Origin of the sequence: Longimicrobium sp. (assembly GCF_036554565.1) — a bacterium.
Lineage (GTDB): Bacteria > Gemmatimonadota > Gemmatimonadetes > Longimicrobiales > Longimicrobiaceae > Longimicrobium.
In genome coordinates this window covers 1-2,548 of the sequence record NZ_DATBNB010000911.1, presented here as the reverse complement: position 1 = coordinate 2,548, position 2,548 = coordinate 1, and the positions used below count along the sequence as shown (strand labels likewise).

The 2,548-nt window shown below is 69.5% G+C and carries 2 protein-coding genes; one reads left to right on the top strand and one right to left on the bottom strand.

The genetic code is table 11. The features are described 5' to 3' along the window. Window positions 1-331: 331 nt before the first annotated feature. Entirely contained in the window at window positions 332-1,693 is a 1,362-nt protein-coding gene (locus VIB55_RS25400; RefSeq protein WP_331879501.1) for a cation:proton antiporter, read from the bottom strand. A 194-nt stretch (window positions 1,694-1,887) separates the two neighbouring features. Here VIB55_RS25400 and VIB55_RS25395 point away from each other — a divergent pair. Continuing rightward, on the top strand, window positions 1,888-2,548 hold a 661-nt coding region (locus VIB55_RS25395), incomplete at its 3' end, for an NAD(P)H-dependent oxidoreductase (RefSeq protein ID WP_331879500.1).

Here is a 2,548-nt window from a genome sequence, read left to right as displayed (position 1 = left end):
GGTGTACACCCTCTCCCGCTTGCGGGAGAGGGTGGCACGCGTGTCAGCGCGGCCGGGTGAGGGCCCCACGGCAGCCGAGGCCCCGGGCGTGGTGACCGCTGCCGCGCCCTGGCTTGTTTCCCTTCCGCCGTTAGATCCTTCGGCCCGCGAGGCTAGGCGGGCGGGGCGAGTGCCGCGCGCCTGGGACTCAGGATGACAAGCTACAGCGCATCAAGCACTTAGGCGCGGCAATATCTGGGGTGTACCCCCTCTCCCACGCTGTTTGTGGGAGAGGGTGGACGAGCCTAAGCGAGGACGGGTGAGGGCCCCACGGCGGCCGAGACCGCGGCGCTCAGGATGACACCTCGCGCTCTGGCTGGCCTGATGCACTCGACTCACACTCGGCCTCCTCCTTTTCCCGCCCGCGAGTGTACAGGCCCATCAGCGGCGTGACGGAAATGCCGTGGACGAGGGCGGAAACGGCGACAGTGGCCAGGACCAGCGCGGCGACGGCGCGGCTGAACTGCTCGGGCAGCCCGTGCTGCATGGCGTACGTCAGGTAATACACCGAGCCGATACCGCGGATGCCGAACCACGCGATCATCCCGCGTTGGACCTGCGTGGCGCTGGAGCCGAGCAGCCCCACGAACACCGACACGGGGCGGATTACCAGGAACAGCAGGGGGACGAACCACAGCGCCACCCCCGGAAGAAAGTTCCACGAGATCATCCCGCCCAGCAGCAGCACCACCGCCACTACGCCGATCCGTTCCAGCTGCTCCACGAACCCCAGCGCCGCCTGGGCCATGTACGCGGGCGCCTTGTCCGGATGGGTGGCCACCTCTTCCGCCTCGGCCGCGGAGCCGGCGAGCGCCACGTCTTCCGGCGGCGCCTCACCGCCCGTGGACCGCCGCTCGATGCGCCGCAGCGCCAGCCCCGCCGCGAACACCGCGAGAAAGCCGTAGCCCATGACCAGCAGGGCCAGGCCGTAGGACAGCGCGATCAAGCCCAGCGCCAGGAAATCGTCCAGCCCCACCGCCTCGCGATGAACCTGGCGAAGGTAGATGACCAGGCGTCCCACCAGCGTCCCCAGCAGGGCGCCGACACCCAGCCCGGCCGCGACCGCCCAGAGCAGGTCCACCGCGAACCAGCGCCATCCCATCTCGCCGATCTCGTGAAGCCCCAGCAGCCCCAAGCCGAGCATCACGAACGGGAACGCCGTCCCGTCGTTCAGCCCGGCCTCGCCCGTCAGGCCGAAACGCAGGCGGTCGCGGTCCGTCGGGTGGGTCACCTGCACGTCGGAGGCGAGCACGGGATCGGTGGGCGCCAGGATGGCCCCCAGCAGGACCGCCGCCCCCACCGGAAGCCCCATCCCGAACACGCCGACGAGCGTCACCAGCCCCACCGTCACGGTCATCGAGACCGTGGCGAGGCGCAGGGGAGTCATCCAGCTCCCGTCGTTCAGCGGGGCGCGCAGCTTGAGCCCGGCGCCGAAGAGCGAGATGAGCACCGCCACCTCGGTGATGCGCTCCCAGATGGCGGACTGCGTGTAGATGTCCACCCGCAGGAGCCCCACCCCGTGCGGCCCGAGAAAGAACCCGGCCGCCAGGTACAGCATGGCCGTGGAAAGCGGCAGGCGGATGAGCACCGAGCGGGACAGCGCAATGGCCACCAGCAGCACGCCCACCACCACGAACCAGATGGCGCCAGTCATACTCCGCGTGAAAAAAGGATATGTCACCCGGCCGTCCATGCCGGCGACGGTCCGTGGGAAAAAAGGTGGGCGCCCCTGGAGCAAGGGTTGCGCCCCACTCCAATGCGGCCGGGAACGGGAACAGGGCGCGGCATTTGCGCGCTCCGGCGGGTCCGGTCACGACACCGACTCTCTCCCGAACGGCGCTCATGGAAATGCCCCGGCAGGATACCCTTCGCGTGCTGGTGTTCGAGGCCTCGCTGCGCGCCGACTCGCTCAACGGCCGGCTGGCGTCGCTGGCGGCGGCGGTGGTGCAGGAGAACGGCGGAACGGTGGACCGCGGGCACATGGCGGACTTCGACTGCCCCTCGTACGATGGCGATCTTGAGGCGGAGGACGGCATCCCGCCGGGCGCGGCCGAGTTCCACCGGCGGCTGAAGGAGGCGGATGCGTTCATCATCGCCGCGCCCGAGTACAACGCGTCCATTCCGGGCGTGCTGAAGAACGCCATCGACTGGGTATCGCGCTTCCGCCCGCAGCCGTGGACCCGCAAGCACGGGCTGCTGATGTCGGCGTCGCCGTCCATGATGGGAGGCAACCGCGGGCTGTGGGCGCTGCGGGTGCCGCTGGAGCACCTGGGCGCCGACGTGTATCCTGACATGTTCTCGCTGGCCAGGGCGCACGAGATGTTCGGCGCCGACGGCCGCATTGCCGACGCCAAGCTCCAGAAGTGGTTCGAGGGAATGATCGAGTGCTTCATGGAGTTGGTGGAAGCGGCGAAGCACTACCCCGCCGTGAAGTCGCAGTGGGTGGAGTTCCTGGGAGAGCAGCCCAACCCCGCCACGGAGCGCGTCGAGACCGCCGAGCAGCCGGGTT